This is a genomic window from Moraxella sp. 179-F 1C4 NHS, from assembly GCF_045370505.1.
Taxonomy (GTDB): Bacteria; Pseudomonadota; Gammaproteobacteria; order Pseudomonadales; family Moraxellaceae; genus Faucicola; species Faucicola tetraodonis.
Genome location: NZ_JBIQEC010000016.1, coordinates 33629 through 58237, shown reverse-complemented (window position 1 = coordinate 58237; position 24609 = coordinate 33629). Strand labels below are relative to the sequence as shown.

20 protein-coding genes and 1 pseudogene are annotated in these 24609 nt (G+C 43.4%); 11 read left to right on the top strand and 10 right to left on the bottom strand.

What is annotated here, in order from left to right; translation table 11 throughout:
- The 5 genes and pseudogenes from ACH0AB_RS08510 to ACH0AB_RS08490 form a co-directional block, all read right to left on the bottom strand.
- Positions 1-64, bottom strand: a pseudogene (locus tag ACH0AB_RS08510) (GTP-binding protein); the annotation flags it as partial.
- Positions 65-251: 187 nt separating this feature from the next.
- Positions 252-2378, bottom strand: a complete 2127-nt coding sequence (gene fusA / locus ACH0AB_RS08505; protein ID WP_406877913.1) for an elongation factor G — start codon at positions 2376-2378, stop codon at positions 252-254.
- A 294-nt stretch (positions 2379-2672) separates the two neighbouring features.
- The gene (gene rpsG, locus ACH0AB_RS08500; protein WP_007116467.1) at positions 2673-3146 is read right to left on the bottom strand and encodes a 30S ribosomal protein S7; all 474 of its coding nucleotides are present in this window, start codon (positions 3144-3146) and stop codon (positions 2673-2675) included.
- A 133-nt stretch (positions 3147-3279) separates the two neighbouring features.
- Positions 3280-3654: a 30S ribosomal protein S12 gene (gene rpsL, locus ACH0AB_RS08495; protein ID WP_007116468.1), complete on the bottom strand. Its 375-nt coding sequence runs from the start codon at positions 3652-3654 to the stop codon at positions 3280-3282.
- Between the two features lie 346 nt (positions 3655-4000).
- Positions 4001-4918, bottom strand: coding sequence for an EcsC family protein (locus ACH0AB_RS08490; RefSeq protein WP_406877912.1), 918 nt, complete (start codon positions 4916-4918; stop codon positions 4001-4003).
- Between the two features lie 325 nt (positions 4919-5243).
- Here ACH0AB_RS08490 and ACH0AB_RS08485 point away from each other — a divergent pair, with 325 nt between their 5' ends.
- Complete coding sequence (locus tag ACH0AB_RS08485; protein WP_406877911.1) at positions 5244-6470, top strand: beta-ketoacyl synthase N-terminal-like domain-containing protein; 1227 nt, start codon at positions 5244-5246, stop codon at positions 6468-6470.
- 105 nt (positions 6471-6575) lie between these two features.
- Complete coding sequence (locus ACH0AB_RS08480) at positions 6576-8081, top strand: anthranilate synthase component I family protein (protein ID WP_406877910.1); 1506 nt, start codon at positions 6576-6578, stop codon at positions 8079-8081.
- Positions 8082-8083: 2 nt separating this feature from the next.
- Here the strand turns inward: ACH0AB_RS08480 and ACH0AB_RS08475 are convergent, their stop codons facing one another.
- The gene (locus tag ACH0AB_RS08475; RefSeq protein WP_406877909.1) at positions 8084-8335 is read right to left on the bottom strand and encodes a hypothetical protein; all 252 of its coding nucleotides are present in this window, start codon (positions 8333-8335) and stop codon (positions 8084-8086) included.
- 5 nt (positions 8336-8340) lie between these two features.
- Positions 8341-9465: a histidinol-phosphate transaminase gene (gene hisC, locus ACH0AB_RS08470; protein ID WP_406877908.1), complete on the bottom strand. Its 1125-nt coding sequence runs from the start codon at positions 9463-9465 to the stop codon at positions 8341-8343.
- 378 nt (positions 9466-9843) lie between these two features.
- Between hisC and ACH0AB_RS08465 the strand changes: the two genes are divergently transcribed.
- On the top strand, positions 9844-11130 hold the full coding sequence (locus tag ACH0AB_RS08465; RefSeq protein WP_406877907.1) for an MFS transporter: 1287 nt from the start codon (positions 9844-9846) through the stop codon (positions 11128-11130).
- A gap of 299 nt (positions 11131-11429) precedes the next feature.
- Positions 11430-11978, top strand: coding sequence for a ferritin (locus ACH0AB_RS08460; RefSeq protein ID WP_007116475.1), 549 nt, complete (start codon positions 11430-11432; stop codon positions 11976-11978).
- A 101-nt stretch (positions 11979-12079) separates the two neighbouring features.
- Here the strand turns inward: ACH0AB_RS08460 and lon are convergent, their stop codons facing one another.
- The 3 genes from lon to ACH0AB_RS08445 form a co-directional block, all read right to left on the bottom strand.
- The gene (gene lon, locus ACH0AB_RS08455) at positions 12080-14560 is read right to left on the bottom strand and encodes an endopeptidase La (protein ID WP_406877906.1); all 2481 of its coding nucleotides are present in this window, start codon (positions 14558-14560) and stop codon (positions 12080-12082) included.
- A 292-nt stretch (positions 14561-14852) separates the two neighbouring features.
- Positions 14853-15098, bottom strand: a complete 246-nt coding sequence (locus ACH0AB_RS08450; protein WP_406877905.1) for a hypothetical protein — start codon at positions 15096-15098, stop codon at positions 14853-14855.
- A complete protein-coding gene (locus ACH0AB_RS08445) occupies positions 15085-15702 on the bottom strand; it encodes a 5-formyltetrahydrofolate cyclo-ligase (RefSeq protein WP_406877904.1) in 618 nt (205 codons plus the stop codon). The genes ACH0AB_RS08450 and ACH0AB_RS08445 overlap by 14 nt, the downstream gene beginning before the upstream one ends.
- Positions 15703-16186: 484 nt before the next feature.
- Here ACH0AB_RS08445 and ACH0AB_RS08440 point away from each other — a divergent pair, with 484 nt between their 5' ends.
- From ACH0AB_RS08440 to ACH0AB_RS08410, 7 genes are all read left to right on the top strand, one after another.
- On the top strand, positions 16187-17170 hold the full coding sequence (locus tag ACH0AB_RS08440; protein WP_406877903.1) for an AraC family transcriptional regulator: 984 nt from the start codon (positions 16187-16189) through the stop codon (positions 17168-17170).
- Between the two features lie 218 nt (positions 17171-17388).
- Positions 17389-18285, top strand: coding sequence for a hypothetical protein (locus tag ACH0AB_RS08435; protein WP_406877902.1), 897 nt, complete (start codon positions 17389-17391; stop codon positions 18283-18285).
- Between the two features lie 27 nt (positions 18286-18312).
- Entirely contained in the window at positions 18313-19518 is a 1206-nt protein-coding gene (gene gspF, locus ACH0AB_RS08430) for a type II secretion system inner membrane protein GspF (RefSeq protein WP_406877901.1), read from the top strand.
- A gap of 153 nt (positions 19519-19671) precedes the next feature.
- Entirely contained in the window at positions 19672-20109 is a 438-nt protein-coding gene (gene gspG, locus ACH0AB_RS08425) for a type II secretion system major pseudopilin GspG (RefSeq protein ID WP_227523050.1), read from the top strand.
- A 189-nt stretch (positions 20110-20298) separates the two neighbouring features.
- The gene (locus tag ACH0AB_RS08420) at positions 20299-22476 is read left to right on the top strand and encodes a cytochrome c biogenesis protein CcdA (RefSeq protein WP_406877915.1); all 2178 of its coding nucleotides are present in this window, start codon (positions 20299-20301) and stop codon (positions 22474-22476) included.
- Positions 22477-22581: 105 nt separating this feature from the next.
- Positions 22582-23175, top strand: a complete 594-nt coding sequence (locus ACH0AB_RS08415) for a DUF3465 domain-containing protein (RefSeq protein ID WP_406877900.1) — start codon at positions 22582-22584, stop codon at positions 23173-23175.
- A 155-nt stretch (positions 23176-23330) separates the two neighbouring features.
- Positions 23331-24608: a phospholipase A gene (locus ACH0AB_RS08410; RefSeq protein ID WP_406877899.1), complete on the top strand. Its 1278-nt coding sequence runs from the start codon at positions 23331-23333 to the stop codon at positions 24606-24608.
- The last annotated feature ends 1 nt before the right edge of the window (position 24609 follow it).

Below are 24609 nucleotides of genomic sequence, written 5' to 3'. Positions count from 1 at the left end.
CAACGTGTCCAATGGTGCCTACGTTAACGTGTGGTTTAGTACGTTCAAACTTGGCCTTTGCCATAATTTAATCCTCTTTTGTTAATATTAACCCAATGTCTTAGGTCATTTACTTTATTATCAACGCTTATAGGTTATGAAAATTTGACCCATTAAATTTAACAGGTCAAATTAGCTAACTTATAATTTTAACAGTGTCGAATAGGATTGAAGAATTTGACTGGTTTTAACAATCAAATTGCTCATCAAATTTATTCGTCATCATCTTTATGAGTGAATTTTTTGATGATTTCATCAGCAACGTTACGTGGTGTCTCAGCGTATTTTGCAAACTCCATTGAGTAGGTTGCACGACCTTGAGACATTGAACGTAATTGGGTTGCATAACCAAACATCTCGGCTAGTGGTACTTCAGCACGGATTTGTTTAACACCGCCAAACATGTCATCCATACCTTGCACCATACCGCGGCGACGGTTTAAGTCACCCATAATATCACCCATGTAGTCTTCAGGTGTTTCAACTTCTACTTTCATGACTGGCTCAAGTAGAACAGGGTTTGCATTCATAAAGCCTTTACGGAATGCCATTGAACCTGCCATTTTGAACGACAGCTCATCTGAGTCAACGTCATGGTATGAACCGTCATACAGTGTCGCTTTAATACCAACGACTGGATAACCTGCAAGAACACCATTTTTCATACGTTCTTGAATACCTTTGTCTACCGCACCAAAGTACTCTTTTGGTACCACACCACCAACAACTTCTTCAGCAAATTCATATTCTTTGCCATCAGCTGTGTCAAGTGGCTCAAGACGTAACCATACGTGACCGAATTTACCACGACCACCAGTTTGGCGTACGAATTTGCCTTCTTGCTCAACGGTGTTACGAATCGTTTCACGGTAAGCGACTTGTGGTGCACCCACGTTGGCTTCAACGCTAAACTCACGTTTCATACGGTCAACAAGAATTTCTAAGTGAAGCTCACCCATACCGCTGATGATAGTCTGACCAGATTCTTCATCGGTGTGAACACGGAATGAAGGGTCTTCTTTTGCCAAACGGTTAAGCGCGATTGACATTTTTTCTTGGTCAGCTTTGGTTTTTGGTTCCACTGCTAATGAAATAACAGGATCTGGGAACTCCATGCGCTCAAGGGTAATAATATTGTTTTCGTCACATAGGGTATCACCTGTGGTCACATCTTTTAGACCCACAAATGCAACGATGTCACCTGCGCGAACTTCATCCACTTCTTTTTGTGAGTTAGCGTGCATCTCAACGATACGACCAATACGCTCACGTTTCATTTTCACTGGGTTATAAACAGAGTCACCTTGTTTAGCAACACCTGAGTAAACACGTACGAAAGTTAAGTTACCTACGTATTTGTCATTCATGATTTTGAACGCAAGACCCGCAAATGGTGCATCATCCGATGATTCACGCGTCGCTTCAGTTTCAGCTTTGTCATCTAACACACCTTTGATCGCGTCAACGTCATTTGGTGCTGGTAAGAATTCGATAACCGCGTCAAGCATACGTTGTACGCCTTTGTTTTTAAACGCCGTACCACAAAGCATTGGTTGAATTTCGCCCGCTAGGGTACGCGCACGTAAACCTGCTACGATATCCTCACGTGATAAATCACCTTCTTCTAGGTATTTATCCATCAACTCTTCTGAAGATTCAGCCGCTGCCTCAACCATGTTGCTGCGCCATTCATCGACGGTATCAGCTAAGTCAGCAGGAATTTCTGCGTATTCAAATTTCATACCTTGAGAAGCGACATCCCAAATGATGGCTTTCATTTCTAGAAGGTCAACAACCCCTTCAAAAGTATCTTCTGCACCGATTGGCACAACCACAGGCACAGGATTACCACCAAGACGTTGTTTTACTTGGTCAACAACGCGGAAGAAGTTTGCACCTGTACGGTCCATTTTGTTTACGAACGCAAGACGCGGTACTTTATACTTGTTCGCTTGACGCCATACTGTTTCTGACTGAGGCTGTACACCACCAACCGCACAGTAAACCATACATGCACCGTCAAGTACACGCATTGAACGTTCTACTTCAATGGTGAAGTCAACGTGGCCGGGGGTGTCAATGATGTTAATGCGATGCTCTGGGAATTGATGACCCATACCAGACCAAAAACAAGTCGTTGCCGCTGAGGTAATAGTAATACCACGCTCTTGCTCTTGTTCCATCCAGTCCATGGTTGCAGCACCTTCATGCACTTCACCTAGCTTATGGTTTTTACCTGTATAAAACAAAATACGTTCAGTTGTTGTCGTTTTACCCGCATCAATATGTGCAGAGATACCGATATTACGGTAGCGATTTAAGGGTGTTGTACGTGCCATAGTTAATTCCTAAGGACTAAAGATTAAAATTATTCCATTATCAATAAACAGTTATGTCTTAAAATGAATAATAATTAGTTTTAACGTTTGATTGAAAGATCGACAACCAACTAGATAAAAGAAAGCCTTACTCTTGACATAAGTGCTGTATGATAAGAGCTTGCCATGACAAATGCATGACAAGCTTCTTTTTCAATATGCAATATTGGGCTAAATTTGCAAACTTCAAGTCACCCAATATTATCTATTTTATTATAAGCTAATTGCTACCTAGGTGATAGCAATCAGTATCAATTAGAAACGATAGTGTGAGAACGCTTTGTTTGCGTCAGCCATACGGTGAACTTCGTCACGTTTTTTCAGTGCATTACCTTTGCCATCAGCTGCGTCTAGCAATTCACCTGCTAAACGTAAAGCCATAGATTTTTCAGAACGTTTTGCAGCCGCATCAACTAACCAACGCATTGCTAATGCAGTACGACGGGAGGGACGTACTTCCATAGGAACTTGGTAGGTAGCACCACCCACACGGCGAGCTTTCACTTCCACCATTGGGCGAACTCTTTCTAACGTATCTTCAAAAAACTGGACAGGATCAACGCCCGAGTTTTTTTCTACAACACGGTCTAATGCACCGTATACGATTGATTCTGCAACTGATTTTTTACCGTCAACCATTACATGGTTGATGAATTTAGCAAGTGTTTTGCTACCAAACTTAGGATCTGGTAGGATTTCACGGGCAGCGATGACACGACGTCTAGGCATGATAATTTCCTTGTGTATTCAGGGTAGTCTGGTAGCTAAGCGGTTGCTTTTCACCAGCCTTACTGCATAGTGTTGTAAAACTATAATCAACTATGCAAACAATGTTAAAAAATGGGGTAAAAAACGGCTAAAATTATGCTTTAGGACGTTTTGCGCCGTATTTTGAGCGGCCTTGTTTACGATCTTTTACGCCTGCACAGTCAAGTGCGCCACGAACGGTATGGTAACGAACACCTGGTAAGTCTTTTACACGACCACCACGGATAAGTACAACACTGTGCTCTTGTAGGTTGTGACCTTCACCACCGATGTAGCTTGATACTTCAAAACCTGACGTCAAACGTACACGGCATACTTTACGCATCGCTGAGTTTGGTTTTTTTGGTGTGGTAGTGTATACACGGGTACACACGCCACGGCGTTGTGGGCAAGCTTTTAAAGCTGGCACTTTTGATTTTTCAGTAATGGTATTGCGACCTTTACGAATTAATTGATTTGTAGTTGCCATAAGGCACTCTCTCCCGTTTGTTGTCAAAAAATCTCTAAAAACCGCTAATAAGCTATTTTTAGGACAGCGTATTATAGAGATTTTTGTTGGTTTTATCAACTAAAAAATCACCTAAATGATGCAGGTGATGATTGTTAGAAAAATTTGAGAAAACTAGGGGAAGGCAAATTATCAAACATCGTGCTTATCAAGCACACCAGGTATCAAGCCTACTGTGAATTACATCACAACAGATTAAAATAAAAAAGACTAAAACTAAAAGAACCAATGCGTTAACTTTGAAAACCTTAAGAAACTTATCGGTTAAAAGTCAATGCATTGGTTCTAGCTCAGTTATTATTTATGGTTATTCTTCAGTCATATGCGTCAACTTTGGCGCGGGGGCAAATACCGACATCGCAATTTCAATCACTTCATTGATAATAATATTGTTGTAAGCCGTACCCAAGCCAACTGCAGTGAGTGGAATGACTTTATGTAAAAAACCGAAATTAAACTGCTCAATGTTAATATTAAACTGCGTCGATAGTTCTTCTAGTTTGGTTAATATCCCCATCGCTGATTGGCTGTCTTCTTCGGCAAGTACTGCCGCTCTATATTCTTCAATCGACTGGTCGGTCATTGCTTCAAATATACCCAAGCCTGCGAGCAAAGTTTGCTTTTCTTGCAGTCTATTGAGATCCACTTTAGCTAAAATTTCATAAGCGATGGCGATACCTTGTTGTCCTGTCAACGGGCGGTCATAAATTGCACTGATTTGGAAAATCGTCCGCAAACACACCGCCAACAACCACATTGTATCTATCAAAATACCTGGTAAACCTGCCAAGTTACTAAGTCCGCCTAGGGCAGCTAAAGCACGGTTTTGATCGCCAATACTACGGGCTAAGGCTTGTCGCTCACTAGTAGCCAAAGTGTCTTTAAAACGCGCATCACGCGCCAAATCAAAATTCGCCCAATTTTGCGACAGTTTACCGACTTGGGAAAAAACCGCATCCGTTGCTTTATCAAAACTTGCCTTGGGGATTAGTGAGGTCGCCATTTTGGTATAGCTGCCAAATGGGGTTTTACCAAGTAGTTTTTTTGATAGTTTGGGAATATGCTCATGAAACGCGTTTTTATCGTTTGATAAGGCTTGTTGAAGGCTGTCAAAATCAATATCCGCTAAGGGTTTGGTTTGTATCGTATCTTTTGCGCTCAGTTGTGCTAATTTGTGACCCAACGCTTCAAAGACACGGCGGCTAATAGAAGTAGAGGCTGACATGAGAGTTATCCTTAATATTATGCTTTTTTATTGGAAAATAATGTTGTAGTAAAATAGCGTAAAGAAAGTGACCGCACTTTTCAACTTTAATGCGTAAAGAGACGTTACACAATGATATCTTTTATCGATTTGTTTGAGTGTTTTTCTTGTAGCTAGATTGGGTTAGGTTGGATTAAGACAAGAAAACTAAAAGTAGCTGTGATCAATAGCTGTGGTGTAAGAAATATTTTGTAACATTTTTGGGGAAAAACTAGGCAGGTGAAATCCAGAGGGGTACAATAGCGTGATATTTATCATCAATTGATTAAACCAAAAGGAATGGTATATGCAGCGCGTTGTAATCACAGGGGCAGGACTTATCTCATGTATTGGTAATGACTTAGCCACAGTCAGCGAGTCGCTACAGCAAGGCAAATCGGGCTTGGTATTTAATCCAATTTATCAAGAAAAAGGCTTTAAAGCCTGTGTCTCAGGTAGTATTGATGACGATAGTCTAGATACCTCGCATATCGATCGCAAACTTAAACGCTTTTTGTCAAAAGCCAGTTTATACGCCTATCTAAGTGCGCTACAAGCAATCGAGCAAGCAGGATTGTCATTAGCAGATATTGCTCACAATACCAATATTGGCGTGGTAGCAGGTTCGGGTGGGGCATCGAGTGCCGATGTGGCGGCAGCGGTCGATGCAATGCGTGAAAAAGGCTTGCGCGGTGTCGGCGCCATGGCAGTGCCAAAAACCATGGCAAGTGCGGTATCAGCCAGTGTTGCAACGGGGTTAAAGATCGGCGGGGTTAGCTACTCTATTGCATCAGCTTGCGCGACCTCAACGCATTGTGTGGGTCATGCCATGGAGCTCATTCAATTGGGTAAGCAAGACATCGTAATTGCAGGGGGCGGCGAGCAAGAAGACTGGACACAATCTTGTATGTTTGATGGTATGGGCGCGATGAGTACCCAATACAACGATACGCCGCAACAAGCCAGTCGCCCTTACGATGCAGATCGAGACGGCTTTGTGATTGCAGGCGGTGGTGGTATGGTCGTGGTTGAGAGTCTAGACTCTGCTAAACAACGCGGCGCGACTATTTTGGCAGAGATTGTTGGCTATGGTGCAAGCTCAGATGGTGCGGATATGGTGGCACCCAGTGGTGTGGGTGCGGTCAATTGTATGAAGCAAGCGCTTAAACAAGCAGGCTTAAATTCCGTTGACTATATCAACACTCATGGCACTAGCACCCCTATTGGGGATATCACCGAGCTTGAAGCGATTCGTCAGGTGTTTGGAAGTGAATTACCACCGATTAGCTCAACCAAATCAATGACAGGTCATAGCTTGGGTGCGGTGGGTGTGCAAGAATTGATTTATTGTTTGTTGATGCTCAATCAAGGCTTTATTGCGCCCAATATCAATATCGAAACTTTGGATGAGAAAGCCACAGACTTTGATATTGTGCGTGAGAAACGAGATGCAAATCTTAATACGATTATGACCAATAGCTTTGGCTTTGGTGGTACCAATGCAAGTTTAATCATCAAAAAGTTTGTTGAATAAATACTGATGGACCGTCATAATTGATAAAAATAGGCGATGACAGTTACCCGATTGTCATCGCTTTTTTGACGCTAAATATAATCATAAAGGTAAAGCATGTACCCAATGCCAAGTTTACAACATCTTGCGCCCTCTCAACTCATCACCCTGTTACAACAGTTTAATACGACCAATAATCATGCAATCTATCCGATTTGGCTCAATAACGAGGGTCAAAATGTCATCGGTTTATTGCCAAAAACAATTTTTGAAATACATTCTCAGAATCAGCTTACCCAAAAGCAACGGCAAAATTGCTCATTTGATGATTTTGGTTACTGTAATAGCGTGTTTAACCCTGGTGCTGATACTGCGACTAATACTGCTACTAATAAGGCGGCTAAAGCTGTTGATATTGGCGAATTAACGGCTGCGCTTGAGGCTTATCAACAGCTATCACTTAAACAGTCTGCTAGCCAACATACGGCTAATGTGGGCTACCAAGATGGCTTGATGGGATTTATTAGCTACGATTTATCAGCGTATCATTTAGCAAATGCAAACCGTGTAGCAAATGCAAACCACATGCAAACAAGGGCACATCACGTAGAATCTAGTTACTTAACGCCCAATCAGCCGCAGCTATTTTTGGGACATTACGATATTTATTTGACCTATCAGCACCAGAAGTGGCATTTACATACAACCACTGAGGAAGCCATGGCGCAAGCCGCCACCATCGAAAACTGGCTAAATGATTTAGTCAGTGACGTCAAGCTTCCTACACCAAAGCCGCTTAGCTTGTTACCTTTATGGCAAAAATCTGCGTACCACCAAGCTTTTAACAAAATCCAAGACTACCTAACAGCAGGGGACTGTTACCAGATTAATTTAACCCAGTGCTGGCAAGGTGAGTTATCCAATCAGCAGTTGGTCGATTATTTGCCAAGCTTGCATCAGTCCACGCAGGCGCCGTTTGCAGGATATCTAGCACTCGGCAATTACGAGTTACTAAGCTGCTCGCCAGAGTTGTTTTTTACCTTTGCAAAAAACGCGCAAGGCGAAAATTGCATCATTACCAAACCGATAAAAGGCACGCGCCCACGCGGACAAAACGTAGCTGCTGACCAAGCCAATAAAAATGAACTTGCTAGCAGCGAAAAAGACATCGCCGAAAATGTCATGATTGTCGATTTGCTGCGCAATGATTTGGGCAAATATGCCAAGACTGGGACGGTAAAAGTCCCAAAACTGTTTGATATCGAAAGTTTTAGCAATGTGCACCATATGGTGAGCACCATCACCGCCACCCTCAAAGATGACATAAGCCCTTGGACGGTATTGTTTGAAAGTCTGCCCGCTGGCTCGATTACCGGTACCCCCAAAAAGCGCGCGGTAGAAATCATCAATGAATTGGAAGCCAAACCGCGCGGGGCTTACTGTGGCACGATGGGGTATCTCAATTTTGATGGCACAGGGCAATGGAATGTGCTGATTCGTACGCTACAAGCTTCAGATAATAATGTCAGTCTGTGGGCAGGCGGCGGCATCACGATTGCGTCAGACTGTGCTGCAGAATACCAAGAATGTTTTCATAAAGTAGGAAATTTACTAAAAATATTGCACCAGTAAAGTTACAACAACCTGCCATCAAGTGCGGCATTGAGTTCAGCTGCACTGATGGGCACGCTTTCGTCCTCAAATGGATTAAACACTAGGTCAATATCATAAAAGGCGATATGGGTATCCACAATCGCCAGTTTTTTATCTCCCAAGGTTTGACCAAATGCTAACAAATCCACCTTTTCGGCAAAACGGTAAGTAATAACGTCGCCTGTTTCAATGTTTTGGCATTTTAAATAAAACTGTATGCTAGGGTCACTCACAGCCGTCAAACCAAACTTGTTAAGGTATCTAGTAAGCGTTGGTTTTGTTCTGCCGTACCGATGGTAATACGCAAATAACTGCTAATTTTTGGTTTGTTAAAATGACGAACAATCACCCCTTGCGCCCGCAGTTTCTCAAATACCTGTATGGTTTCTCCCATTGAAGCAGGTGGTTTGGCAAACACAAAGTTGGCTTGTGAAGGTAAGACAGTAAAGCCTAATTGGGTCAAAGCTTGAGTGACATCATGGCGTAGTGCGATGACTTTTTGGTTGCAGGCAACAAAATAGTCGTTATCTTGCAAGCTGGCAACTGCGCCTGCTTGGGCAAGGCGATCTAGGGGATAGCTGTTAAAACTATTTTTATAGCGATTTAATGCTTCAATGAGTGAGTGATTGGCAAACGCCATGCCGACACGCAGCCCTGCTAATGAGCGAGACTTTGAAAAGGTTTGGGTCACCACTAAGTTATCATATTTATCAATCAAACTGACCGCAGAGGCATTGGGTGTGTCTGCAAAATCAATATACGCTTCATCAATCACAATGACCGCATTGCGATGTTCTTGTAGAAGTTTTTCAATATCCGCCAGCGGCAAAAGTACCCCAGTTGGCGCATTCGGGTTGGCAATAATAATGCCACTGCAAGGGCGGCGATAGTCATCGACATCAATGCTAAAATCGGCTTTGAGCGCAATGGTCACCAAATCCACGTGGAAAGTATCGGCATACACAGGATAAAAACTATAACCAATATCAGGGGTTAATACCGAACGGTCTTTGACAAAAAAACAAGCAAAAATATGCGCCAAAACTTCATCAGAGCCATTACCGACAAAAATTTGATTGGGGGCTACCTGATAAACTTGTGCCATTACCGCACGTAGTTCGTCAGATTCTGGGGCGGGGTAACGCTTTAAATGATCGGCTTGATTGAGCAAAACTTGTGCGATGGCTTCAGCGACTTTGGGAGAGGGGGGAAAAGGGTTTTCATTGGTATTAAGCTTACACAGATTGTCATGCTTGGGCTGTTCACCCGGTGTGTAGGGCGTTAGGTTGCGAATCAAGGTGCTCCACAGTCGAGTGTTAATTTCGGGTGTTGCATCTGCGTTTGAAGTAAGCGTATCCACCATGACAAATCCTTACAAGATAATCAATGTGTTAAATCAATGTGGTCAGTCAATTTGCTAAGTCAATTTACCAAATCAATTTACCAAACCAATGCGCCAAAGGCTGGCACAAACAATACATAGTAGCATAAATTGGTTAAAAATTTATCCATCGTAGCCCACTGATATCATAAAATTTGGGCTCAACGGTTGAGCAAGACGGATAGGCAGTGAATTTTTAGCCGTTATGTGAATAATCCGTGCGCTGGCTTGGCGAATGTGTTAAAAGATAACCTTTTAACTCAAGGCCGTTAAACCAAGCCTATTAACTCAAGCCCATGAAAATAAGCTTATTAAATCACCCGTGCTAATAGATTACCTAGTTAAAATTTTGGAAGATGTATGAAATTCTCAGCGTCGCAATCGAGCGAGTCGAATATTCACCCTGCTGCTAACGCGTCTCAGATTTCGGTAGCGACTGCCCCGACCAAGGCATTAATTATCACGGTAGTCATTGCCATTTTACTGCTCGCTATCAATATGCGCGCGCCCATTATTGGGTTTGGTGCGGTAGCAAAACTGGTTCAGCAAGATTTGGGGTTAACGACCAAAACCATTGGTTTGATTGGTACGATTCCTGTCATGGCATTTGCATCGAGTTCGTTTGTTGCCCCTATGCTTTCACGGCGTATTGGCTTGGAAAACACCATGATTTTGGCAACCAGTTTGCTTGCTATCGGTATTTTTGTGCGAGTGGCGCATCCGCAATTAGGGTTTTTGCTAGCGGGCACGGTGCTTCTATCGTTAGCGATTTCACTCGGCAATGTATTAATCCCTGCCGTCATCAAGAAATACACCCCCAATCACATTGGGCTTGTGATGGGAAGCTATTCGATGTTTTTGTCGGTGTTTGCTGGCTTTGCGTCAGGCATTGCGATGTGGCTTGTTAGCTTGTCCAACTGGCAATTTGCACTGGGGGTATGGGGCTGGGTCTCTGTGGCAGCGGTAGCGGCTTGGCTAATGGTCGCCCATTTGCGGCTTCGGCAAAAAATTAGCAGCCATGATGCTCAAGTCATTAATCAAGCGGTTGCCGAAGCAGGACAGCTAAGCCGAAAATCAGTCTGGAAAATCCCGATGGCGTGGTGGATTAGTGCGTTTATGGGTTTGCAATCACTACTTTATTATACGCTCGCCAGTTTTTTACCGTCGTTACTCATTGATAAAGGGCTGAGCAAAGCGCAAGCAGGCAACGTGGGCATGGTGTTTCAATTGGTGGCTTTTCCTTCGATTTTACTGTTGACCAAATGGGTCTCTAGTCAGTGGAATTTACGCACGTTAGCGTTGCTTGCCGCAGTGGGAAACTTGGTGGGTGTGTTTGGTTTTGGGTTTCTGCCCCTGCAAGGCTGGGTATGGGTTTGGAGTATCGCATCAGGCTTTGGATGTGGGGTGATTTTTACCTTATGCATGATGATTTTTACCTTAAAATCAAAGGATAGTCAGCAAGCCGCTGAACTTTCAGGGATGGCACAAACCGTGGGTTATAGCATCGCCATAACCGGTCCGATTGTGACAGGTTGGCTTAAAGACTTGAGTTATACTTGGACGCTATCGATGGGGTTTTTAACGGTTTTGATGGCGATTAATTGTGTGTTTAGTTGGTTGGCAACGCAAAACAAAGCGATTGAATAGCGAGAGAAAACTCAGCATAACCTTGCACGTTTTACCCGGTGTTTTTATGTTAAAGGCTTGTGTATCTTTCAGCTAAATTGAGTAAAAAATCCTGTTTATTGCCAGCTTTTTATCTATACTGTGAGCGTCATTACCAATGCAATTAACGGTAAACAACGGCAATAGTATTGGTAATGCTCTGTTTTATCCTTAACAACTATATAGCCAATCTTGGTAGCCAATCATAAGATAACGTTGTCTAGTCAAGATTAGCCATCTTATAAAATTAGCCACAAAAAAAATCATCAGAGGAAAATAACATGTCAAACGATAAACGTATTTCAGACGCAATGGAACAAGCGCTAAACAAGCAAATGATGGAAGAAGCCACACAAGCGCAAGCATATATTGCGCTCGGTAGCTGGGCGGAAGTGAACAATTACCCAGGCATTGCAGATTTTTTCTATAAGCATTCCGCTGAAGAACGTAACCATATGTTCAAATTTTTAGCCTATATCAATGAGCGTGGTGGCGAAGCTAAAATTGAAGCGATTCCCGCACCGCGTGACAACCCTGTCAGTCTTGAAACCTGTATCGAAGACGTTTGGCAACATGAGTTAGAAAATTCAAAAAAAATCTATGCACTTGTGGACCAAGCCATGGCAGAGCGCGATTGGGCAACGTTTAATTTCTTACAATGGTTTGTCAAAGAACAAATCGAAGAAGAGGCGTTAATCAATAACCTACGTGATAAATTTGCCTTGGCATCAAAAGATAAGGCAGATAACCAAAACTTCTATGAGTTGGATAAAGACATGGCATCAGCTTCTCAAGAAGGTGATTTGCCACGAGAAAAATCGGTTGAATAATTTTGCCGGCATAAAAAAAGCTGAGAATCAATCTCAGCTTTTTTTTACTTCATTATTATTTAATTTCAGTTTTTACTTCAGTGACAACTTAGCTTTTTAAATTAGCTTTTTAAACTAATGTCACTGGCATCGACTGGCAATTGATTGGGTTTTAACGCCACAGGCTGTGATACCAACGCCGCTTTAAATACTTCATCAATCGTTTCTACTGGCTGGATGCTTAAGCCCTGTTTGACATTGTCAGGAATATCAATCAAGTCACGCTCATTGGATTTTGGAATCAACACGTGTTTGATACCGCCACGATGCGCTGCAAGCAGTTTTTCTTTCAAGCCACCGATACGTAACACTTTGCCACGCAAAGTAACTTCGCCTGTCATCGCAATATCGGGGCGAATGGCAATACCTGTCATCGCAGAGGCTAACGCAAGCGTTAACGCAATACCGGCAGATGGACCGTCTTTGGGAGTCGCACCTTCTGGCATATGCACGTGTATATCTGTGCCTTTGAGCTTATCATAGCTGACGCCTAAGCTATCAGCACGGGCGCGAACTACCGTCATCGCCGCACGAATTGACTCTTTCATCACATCGCCTAGTGAACCTGTAAAACTTAGTTCACCTTTACCTTGCACCGCAACCGCTTCAATGGTCAACAGCTCACCACCGACTTGTGTCCAAGCCAAACCTGTGACGCGACCGACTTCAGGTTCTTGCTCCGCCAAGCCATAATCGAATTGGTACACACCCAAGTAATCAGCGACATTTGAACTATCGACCGTTAATTTGTGTGCCGCGGTTTTATCTTCCGCTTTGTCTTTGCCCGATGATTCAACATTTTGTTTTACCACTTTGCGGGCGATTTTGTTGATTTCACGTTCAAGGTTACGCACACCTGCTTCACGGGTATAGCGTTGTACAATCGCTTTGAGTGCCTCATCGGTGATATCAATTTCAGTATCACTTAAGCCATTTTGCTTGATGGCTTTTGGTACTAAGTATTTATCCGCGATGCTGATTTTTTCATCTTCGGTGTAACCTGGCAGACGAATCACCTCCATACGGTCAAGTAGCGCAGGTGGGATATCCATACTATTGGCGGTACAGATAAACATCACTTGTGATAAGTCTAAATCCATATCCAAGTAGTGATCGTTAAAGCTATGATTCTGCGATGGGTCTAACACTTCAAGCAGTGCTGAAGCAGGGTCACCACGAAAATCCTGCGCCATTTTATCGATTTCATCGAGTAAGAATAGCGGATTTTTTACGCCCACTTTTGAGAGTGATTGTACGATTTTACCTGGCATAGCACCGATATAGGTACGTCGGTGTCCACGGATTTCAGCTTCATCTCGCACGCCGCCCAATGCCATACGGATAAACTCACGACCTGTCGCACGGGCAATGGATTCACCTAAAGAAGTTTTACCCACCCCAGGCGGACCTACTAAGCAGAGAATCGGACCTTTCAAGGTATCCACGCGAGATTGCACTGCCAAGAACTCTAAGATACGATCTTTCACGTCTTGTAAACCATAATGGTCAGTGTCAAGCACGTCATGGGCTTTGTTAAGGTCGATTGAGACATCACTGGTTTTGTTCCAAGGCGTATCTAAAATCCACTCGACATAGTTGCGCACGACCGATGATTCAGAAGAGGCAGCAGGCATGGTTTTGAGTTTACGAAACTCATTTTCTGCTTTTTTACGCACCGCTTCTGGCAAATCGGCTTCCGCTAAACGTTTTTCTAATTCAGCAATGTCGTCATCTTCATAATTTTCACCGCGTTCTTCATGAAGGTCAGAAAGCTCAGATTTTATCGCTTTCATTTTTTCATTTAAGAAATACTCGCGCTGGTTGTTTTCCATCTGGCGACGGACCGCTTCTTGTAATTCTTGCTCGATATTGTGCTCGGCGCTTTGCTGAATCAAATAGTCTGACAACTCTTTGATATGCGCAGTCAAATCATCGACTTCCAAAAAGTTTTGTTTAATCGATAAATTGAGTGAGACACGCGTCGCAATGAAATATACCAACTCTTCAAGTTGGGTGATACGCTCAGCCACACGAATTAACTCGCGTGAGTTACGTAGGCGATTTTCGGCATATTTGCTAAACAAAGCAACTAACGCTTCTTTGTGCGATTTTTGCGTTTTAGCGGTCATATTGACGGTGATAGGCGCTTTTTCAAAATCGGCCAGTAATACTGCTTCTTCCTCATCGGTGTCTTGAATATTGACCAATTTGGCACGGTACAGACCTTCAATCAGCACTTTGATGCAATTTTCGTCATTTTCATGTGGCATGGTATTGACGACACGGCACACCGTACCATATTCAAATAGATTGCTGGCATCAATATCTTCAGAAAGTGAGTCTTTTTGTGCCACCACCAATACTTTATTGTCAAATTCGTTTTGCGCAAGCTCGACTGCTTTAACTGAAGGTGCACGACCCACAAATAAAGCAATTTGCATTTGTGGATAAACCACAACATCACGTAAAGCTAACAGTGGTAGCGTCGTGAATTCTTGCGATTCAGATGATTCTGGATTTGTCATTAAAACATCATCTTGCATATACTATGTCCCCTTAAATAACACAACAAGCAACTGACCATTTGTGAGCAAATGATGGCTTGCTGATAGACTTAAAAATATAAATGGCGTCAATGCAAAAAATTGCAAGGCTGGTCACACAAAGGGGGAAAAAACGACCAGCCAAGGGCGATAAAATGGTAAAAGAGGGCTGAAAATAACTACCGCAATCCTAGAGTTAGCCTAATGTCGCTGTGATATTGATGTATCCTTAGCTAATTTTTTTAGGCTAATTTATATGTCTCTAATTTATGCGCGTCTAATTTATATATATCTAAAAGTCGTCCAAGTCTTCAGAATTCACTCGGGTAAAGGCATCAGCTTGGGTTAAAAGTTGATTCAACCTATCGGGATTCATGACACTGGCAATTTCTGCATCGCTTAACTCACCGCTTGATGGGAATAAGGGTTGATGGGCTTGGCTAGTATCGGTATCGCTATCAATATCAGCATCATTGTCGGTTATGGCAGGTGAGGTCATCACCATATGTTGAAACAGGGAGTTGTCATTTTTTTGCATGGGATTGTTCCACCAAATAGCGTCTAAATAACCATAGTTTACTAGGCGTGATGAGGGCATCAAGCGTGATATCCCAAGGATTAGCATTTAGTTTTTCAACCAATTGAAAATCATAAGCCCAGCCAATTTTCAAAGGTCGACTTTTAACTTTGGCTAAGGTGCGGTCGTAGTAACCGCCACCCATACCCATACGATTGCCAATTTTATCCGCTGCCACTAGCGGCATAAACAATACATCAAGCGCCGCTACGTTAAGCATTTTTCCTTTCTCAGGTTGGCGCATACCCAGTGGGTGTTTGGGTAGGCGAGATTGTCGCCAAGTTTTTTGGCTAAATTGGATAAATACGAGCGGCTGATGTTTGCCAGTGACGACAGGTAAATAAATACTATAACCGCGCTGTCTTGCCCAATCCATCAGCGGTTGGGTAGGCATTTCCCCAAAGGCATCTGCAAAAATCCCGACCTTGACGTTTTTGCCAGTTAAAGCAGGATGCTGTAGTCGGTTTAAACTTCGTCGTGCTTGATAAGCGGCGCGATTACGGTGGCGCTTGGATAAGCGTAGGCGTTGTTGACGTAACTGTTTACGCAAGTGAAGAGCATTCATAGATTCATAGCGATGATGGAATGGTTATAGATAATAGTTAAGCCATTGATAATAAAGCATGATAATAAATCAAAATCAAAAAAAAGCCAAATGGCTGATTTGGCTGATTAGGTTTAGCTGCTTAGCGATTTCTTTACTTATTTATTTGTTTTAGACACCCAAACATCCTACCGCTAGTGTATAACCCATAACAAGTGTCCACTACCTATTATTATCTGTTATGCCATGTCCTTTGAAATATTTGAAAAATAAAGCATTTTAGCGACTGGCAATACTGGATTTTAGTAGCCCTACAGACTCAAAGTTAACTAGCAGCGCCTGTAAAAGATGCTATGATTGCTGATAACAAGGATGACGGTTTATGTATACGTCTTTAAATTTTTATCTCAAGTCCAATTACCAAAGTTTGACTTGTAAGTTAGCTAGTTTGTAGTTTATGTTGCATTTTTTTTAAATTGCTGTGTTAATAACTTAGGAAAAATTAATGGATGCACTCAGTATGTTGCTTGAAGATATACATTTGTATCAAACTCAGTATCACTATATACACGCCACTGGGGAGTGGTCGTTTGAGTTAGATAAAAAAGATTGTATCGTGTTTTATTTGGTTACCACAGGTGGGATTAGTATTAAGGTCGATGATGTATATCGCAACGCACACGCGCGCGATGTGGTCATGGTGCCAGGCGGCAAAAAACACCTTGTTTGTGGTGTAGGGCAATCGGATATCCCATCAATTGACATTGCCCCGTTATTAAGCAACCAGACTGTTGAAACTATCAACTTGGGTAACCCTGCGATTTCTAGCCAAGGTGATGAACCAGCGCAAACAACCGAAATAGTCGCGATTGTGTGCCATTACGATCGAGAGATTACGCGCCCGTTACTCAGCGCTTTACCAGAAATTTTGCCAGAAAGCGAATCAAACGATGAGCAAAAAATGATTATGCTTGATTTGGGGATCAAATTTTTGGCATTAGAGTCTGAGCAGAACCGACTTGGCAAAATGACCATTATCAATCGTATCGCCAGTATTTTGATGATTGAGTGTGTACGCAGCTATATTGAGGACTTGCCCGAAGCGACGGATAATTGGCTAAAAGCTGTGAAAGACCCTTACCTTGCCAAGGCGTTGGCAGTCATGCATGATCGACCTGAGACCAATTGGACCATTCATAAGTTAGCTGAAGTCGCCGGGATGTCACGCAGTAGTTTTGCCGAACATTTTCGTGAAGTGGTGGGGGTGCCGCCGTTAACTTATTTAACGGACTATCGACTTCGTCTTGCGGCGCGGTATTTACGACTACAAGAAAATAGCATCAGCCGTATCAGTGAGTTAGTGGGTTATGCCTCCGATAGTACCTTTAGCCAAGCATTCAAACGCGTCTATAAAATGTCACCACGAAAATATCGCCAGTCGTTTCGAACCGATGATGTGCATTTTGCTGACAGCTTGAGCGAGGAATGAGTCAGTAGTCGAGAACCCTGAGTAACCACAAAAAAGCAGGTTTGCTGCGGTTTTGTGGTTATCGCCACTTTTATAGTAAGCTTTATATCTTATAGCAAATTTTATCGCAACCAAGAATGCCCAGTCTATTTTCATAGCAATATCTGTTAGGTTATGTCGACAGGGGTATGATATAGTGACAAGCACTGTCCCATATATTATCAGCTGTGATTGCCAACATGGAAACTTCAACTACCAAAGGTCAACCTGTCGAAGCACATGGCTTGCACATCAAGCCCAATCCAGAAGACCCTGCGATGGACCATCGTGGTGTTAACCCAATGGATGTTACCAGCCAATACACGGCCGTGTTTCATGCACAAGAAAATGCGGTGACCCAGTATTTTGAGCACTCCCAACCCCACCAGCTGTTATTTTATATATCCAGTAAAAAATCCCAGTTTATTGAAACTAAAAAACTGCAAGTCGCCAAATATTTGAACATGCGCGATAATGTTGGGCTGATGCAACTGCAGCATTTGTTCAATAATTTACATATCGTCGATGATTTGGTGATGTCGATTAGCCATCATTTACCGCCGCAGCGACCGATTGGTTGGCAGATTGTCAGCCAAAGCAAAAATTTAATGAACTTACCAACCGTAGGCTTGGTGCCATCATCCGCTGAATTTCGCGGTCTTGAACATAGTTTGGCGGCGACCGTGATTGAGTTTTTGGGTGTGGCATGCTATCACAATGACCGGGGTTATTTTGTTGGTCATATTTTAGGTTATTTATTTAGTTGTTATTATTTTGCCCATCTCGGTGTCAACTATTCAGTCACCCCATTAAAAGAGGCGGCGATTCCCAATTACCCTTACCAAGTCATCAATGTGGCAGAATTGGTGAGACTATTGCAATCACTCGATGAGTCACTCAAAGCGCAAGTTTATCAATTAGCCATCTATTGTGCGCAAATCAGTGAATACGCCGTTGACAAACGAATCGAAAAAATGCTGATTACTGAGGTCAATAGCTTTAACAAACAAGACTTGCGCGATGAGCTATCGGTGTTGGTACAATATGATTCCAATGAAAACGAGTCTTTATTTCAGCCTATTAAGCCTTTAAAATAACGCTAATTTTACCCGTTGGGAACTCACATGCCCGCATTTCAGTACAAAGCCATGGATACCCAAGGCAAGTCACACCAAGGTATTCTTGAGGGCGATTCTGCTAGGCTAATCCGCCAACAACTGCGCGATAAAAATTTACTGCCTGTCGAAGTCTCACCTGTACAAAAAACCGATGTCAGTCGCAACCGATTGTGGCAAAAAGGGGTGGGTGCGTATGATTTGGCATTAATCACCCGCCAATTGTCGGTGTTGTTGGCAGCGTCCATACCGATTGAACAAGCGTTGCAAGCGATTGCCAAACAAAGCGAAAAACCGCATGTCAAAGCGTTGATGCATGGCGTACGCGGCAAAGTATTGGAAGGCTATAGCCTAGCGAGCGCGCTACAAGACTCTGGTAATTTTCCAGCGATTTATATCGCCACCATTGCCGCAGGTGAGCGCTCGGGACATTTGGATTTGATTTTAAACCAGTTAGCCGATTACACCGAAAATCGCTTTGCCATGCAAAAAAAGGTACAAGGCGCGATGGTGTATCCGATAATCTTGCTGATGATGGCGGTGACAGTGGTGGTGGGCTTGATGAGCTTTGTCGTGCCAAAAATTGTCAAAGTGTTTGAACAATCCGAGCAAGCGCTGCCATGGATCACCCAAGTGGTGTTGACATTGTCTAACCTCTTAACCCAATGGTGGTGGCTGATATTAAGCGGGCTAATCGGTGCGGTTTTTTTATTTGTGAAGTTTGTTAAAACAGCGGCAGGCAAAGCCACTTTTGACCAATTTATCTTGCGCTTGCCGGTGTTTGGCAGATTATCGCGAAATCTGAACGCATCACGTTTTGCCAGTACGTTAGCGATTTTGGTACGTTCAGGGGTGCCGTTGGTGGAAGCACTAGCCATCGGCGCGGCAGTCACCACCAATACCCATATCAAACATACCATCGCGCGCGCCACAGAAAAAGTCACCGAAGGCGCGAGCCTATCAAGCCAGCTTGAGCGCAGTAATTATTTTCCGCCGATGATGGTACAGATGATTAAAAGCGGTGAAAATTCAGGCGAGCTTGATGACATGCTGACGCGTGCAGCAGCGATGCAGCAAAATGAAGCCACCAATATGATTAGCACGCTATTGTCGCTACTTGAGCCGCTGATGTTGGTACTGATGGGGGTGATTGTCATGACCATTGTGATGGCAGTAATGCTACCGATTATCAATATGAATGATTTGGCAGGGTAAACCCTAAAACCGCCAAACAATTAATCGCCAAAGAATTAATGGCTAAATAATCCGACAAAATTAACCAAATCGGTATGCAAATTGTCAAAAAAGCCGTGTAAAATCCTAACACCTTATCAAAAAGCGCTAAAAATTTAAAAAATGGAAATTCGTATGTATTGTGCTCATGTATCAAAAAATCGTCAAGCGGGTTTTACCTTAATTGAAGTCATGGTAGTGATTGTCATTTTGGCAATTTTGGCAGGTCTTGTGGTGCCCAAAGTGGTGGGTCAAAGTGACAAAGCCCGCATCAAAACCACCGAAACGGCTTTATCCACCACCTCAAATGCCATTGATATGTTTAAAGTGGATAATGGTCGCTATCCCACCACCCAAGAAGGGTTAGACGCCTTAAATAAGCCACCACAAGGTGCCAAAAACTGGCCAGAGGGCGGGTATATTAAAGGCGGTTTTCCGAAAGATGGCTGGGATAATGAGCTACAATACGTTATCCCAGGTACCGAAGGCAGAACCTATGATTTGTTCTCACTGGGGGCTGATGGCAAAGAAGGCGGCGAAGGACAAGACGCAGACATTTTTGCTAAGTTATAAGTTTGGTGTTTCCACTGGGTTAACCAAATCAGAGTCACGCACTCTGATTTTTTTTGCTAGGTTTTTGGGCGGGGATTGGCTAAAATTAGCCGTCATAGTATAATTACGTGGCTTAAAACGTATAAATCTGAAACGTATAAATTTAAAACCTGTGAATTTAAAACATATGAGAAGTTGTCTTTGAAAAATATGTCCCCTATGCCTACGCCCCTGTGTTGTTTTCGAACCGTGAGTCGTCATGTCTCTTTGCTTGCCACGCTACTGGCTGTCACTAGCCTTACTATACCAAGCGCCCAAGCGATTAGTTTAAGTGAGGTGTTTGGCGGTAATGACAATCCCAGCTTGACCGCCAAAGACAAGCCGCTACCGGTGCATGAGGCTTTTAAAGTCTATACTGAGCAAAAAGGGCAAGTAGTGACCATTCATGTGGATGTCAAAGCAGGCTATTATGCGTATCGGGATAAATTAACCTTACAATTGCCTGACGGGGTAACAGCGACGCCGCTACAATTTAGTGCAGCACCGACCTATGTGGATGACCCAGATTTTGGTCGGGTGCCTGTGTTTGAACACCCCTTTACTGCCACAACCACCTTGAGCGCGGATAAAGCAATCACCTCGCAACCTGCTACGGTCAAATGGCAAGGCTGTGCCAAAATAGGGCTTTGTTATCCCCCAGAAAAGACCAAATTTGTCATCACCCAATTGGCCGCTTCCACCAAAAATGGCGCAAAAAAATCAGACGCAATGTCGTCAAAAACCGCCCAAGCCAAAGTCACCAATACCGTGGCGACGACCAGCGATGCCGCCCCGACAACGACTCAGCAATCTGCTAGCTTGACCCCAGCTAAAACCGTCGATGAGGCAACTAGCCCACCGTCTGCCAAACCAGCGATTTCCGGTGGCAGTGCTGCAGGCGGGCAGCAAGTCGCATCGACCACAGTGACCGATGCTTCAGCCACCGATGTCTTAACTACAGCGCAGTTAACCGCATCCGACCCTGTCGTATCTATGGCATCGTCTCAACCTGCCCAAACAACTGTCATGACTGAACCCACGGCTTCATCGGCGGCGGTTGCAACGAGTTTGACAGCTAGCGCTAGCAATCAAGATATTTTTGGATTGACCAAGCATAGCGGTGTTGCGTTATTGCTGTTGTTTTTAGCGGGATTGGGGTTGGCTTTTACCCCTTGTGTGTTACCTATGCTGCCGATTGTAGCCAATATCGTTGCGCGTCAACATCGTCCATCTGCCAAAAAAGGGTTATTACTCACGGGCAGTTATGGTTTGGGTGTTGCCACCAGTTATGGCATTTTGGGCGCAGTGGTTGCGTTATTTGGGCAATCTTTGGGTATACTAAACTGGCTACAAAACCCTGTCATTTTGCTAATTTTTGCAGGGTTATTTATCCTGCTTGGACTGTACATGTTGGATGTCATTCGCTGGCAACTGCCGCATGCGCTTCGTGTTAAGTTCCAAAAAATCAGCCAAATTGGGGAAAATCGACTCGGTAGCTTAAGTGGTAGTTATTTGACGGGCTTGTTTTCTGCACTGGTTGTCTCCCCTTGTGTGACGGCACCCCTTGCAGGTGCGTTGGCAGGTGTGGCAGCGCTGGGTGATCCTGTGATGGGGTTTGCCGCATTGTTTTTATTGGGGCTTGGGCTATCCACACCGCTCATTTTACTGGGCGCCACCCAAGGTAATTTTATGCCAAAAGCAGGCGAGTGGATGAACTGGGTCAAAACTAGCTTTGGTTTGCTGTTATTTGGCGTCGCTTTATTGATGATAGAGCGTATATGGCTATCAAGCTGGATGCTGATGCTATGGGCGCTGTGGTTTGCTGTGATTGGCTTATGGCTGTGGCGCTGGCAGGGCAAAAAAGGTCAATTACTCACTCAAGCACTAGCATTGCTAGCATGGATTTGGTCAGCGTGTCTTGTGATAGGCACTGCCTCAGGTAGTCAAGATAGTTGGCAGCCGCTTAACAAGCTTGTGAATACTTCAGGGCAATCGGCATTCACGGCAACAAAGACCACCCAAACGATTACAATCACTAAACTGTCAGAGCTTGAACCCTTGCTTACGCAATATCCAAAGCTAGTCGTCGATGTCACCGCAGAGTGGTGCATTGAATGTCGTATCATGGATAAAACACTTTTCGCCAACCCGCCGCAAAGTTTAGCCAGCTGGCAGGTTGTCAAACTCGATGTGACTGACAATACGCCGGATAGCCAAGCAATCTATAAAAAACTAGCCGTGTTCGGTCCGCCTGTATTGTTGTTTTACCAAAACGGTCAACTGGTAGCAAGACAAAACGGTGCAGTCAAACGCTCTGATTTTGAGCAACTTTTGTCCCAATTAAATTAACTCTAAACTCAGTTAAAGAAAATTCAGTTCAAGAAAACAACTCAGTTCAAGAAAACTCAGTCAAATGATTCATTGACCCATTCAACCATAAAGGTTAAATAAAAATTGAACTATCACTTAGCAAAGTCTATAGCCATCCCGTTAACTTTCGGGGTGCTAATTTTTGTCACTGGGTGTTCCCATGCAGGCAATGCCGACCAACAGCCCAGCCAAAATAAAAGCCAAAACCAAAGCGGAAATAGCCAGTTATCAAGCCCAAATTCGCAGTTAGCAGGCTCAAATTCCAATCAACAGACGGCTAAAAACTCAAGCCCTTATACTTACAAAAAACGTCAGGCAACAAATCTTCAGTGCAACAACGCCGCCATTAATCAAGCTTATCAAGCCAAAAATCCCAGCGTTAAACGACAGGTATTAGGGTGTGGTACGGTGATTAAAGTGCTAAAAGACGATAATGAGGGTAGCCGCCATCAAAAGTTTTTGGTCAAAATTGATAATTACCCAAATATCACGGTGTTAATTGCCCATAATATTGATTTGGCACCCCGCATCGAGGGTATCCAAGCCAAAAACCCCATTCGTTTTTATGGTGAATATATTTATAACGACAAAGGTGGCGTTGTACATTGGACACACCGTGACCCTGCTAGCCGTCATCAAGACGGTTGGCTTGAGTATAAAGGCCAGCAGTATCAATAGAATTACCAATACCAGCACCAATAGAAATACCAATAATTGACGAGCCAATAGTTGCTTGTAACTTTACTTTACTGTTAAAAATTATTATGCATTTGTTAACTATTTGTCATCAATTTTTGCTATTATGAACGATATTTTTGTAAGAAGGTCAACCTATGTCACAACTTACGCTTTACCATACCTCTTTATCGCTTGCTATACTAGCCACACTAACAGTTACAGCAACTACGCACGCAAAAACTTCAACAAAATCTTCAACAAGAGCTTCAACAAAAACTTTAATAAAAACAACCGTTATCCCTGTCGACCAACAAACGCTGCTAACCTGTTCAAAAATCGCTGACAATGTCGCGCGGTTGGCTTGTTTTGACAAGATAAGCGTTGGTAAAATCGAACCTGAAGCCAAGGCGCCCCTTGATATTGCCAAAACCTTGGAAGTGAGTATCAAAGAAGGTAAAGCAGTGCCCGTGTTAGCCGTGGATCAAACGGCAACCGTCACGACCACAACCACGACGATAACCAAAAACGAGCAAAAAAAACTGGATCATTTGGTGCCTAACAAGCAAGACAAAACAATCTTAAAGCAAGTGGGGGTTACCGCAGCGGATGTGGAAAGATATACGCCACTGAGTGTGTTATATGACTTGGATAAAAATGATCCCAAAGGAATACTGACGATACGTCCGCATTTGCCCATGTATGTCATGCCGCTTTGGTACAACGCGACGCCAAACTATGATATTCATTCACCCACCCAAGATCATGTTCGCGCATCGAAAGATTATTTGCAGCACTTAGATAGCAAGCTGCAAATTTCAATGAAAACCAAGCTTGCCCAAGATGTGTTTGATACCAATGCCGATGTGTGGCTTGGCTATACCCAGCAGTCTTATTGGCAAGTGTACAATGGTAAAAGCTCAAGACCTTTTCGCAGCTCAGATTACCAACCAGAGATATTTTTGACGCAGCCTATCAAGGGTAATCTGCCTGGGAACGGGTCATTAAGACTGTTGGGCGCAGGGCTAGTGCATGAATCAAATGGACAGTCAGACCCGTTATCACGTTCTTGGAATCGTATCTATGCGATGGCAGGAACAGAGTGGGGCAAACTCACCGTGATTCCAAGACTGTGGCTAATCGCAAATGAGAACAGTAAAGACTCGGATAACCCAGATATTGGCGACTATATGGGCTATGGCGATGTGCGTTGGTTGTATCCGCTCAATGACCAAAGCACAGTGGGTGGTGTGATGCGTTATAATCCAAGCACCAATAAAGGCGCTATACAGGTGGATTATGCTTATCCATTGACAGGCGGTATGAAAGCGATTTTACAAGTGTTCCATGGCTATGGTGAAAACATCCAAGACTATAATCATAAGAGCACCAATATCGGTATTGGTATCATGTTCAATGATTTTAAAGGGCTTTAAC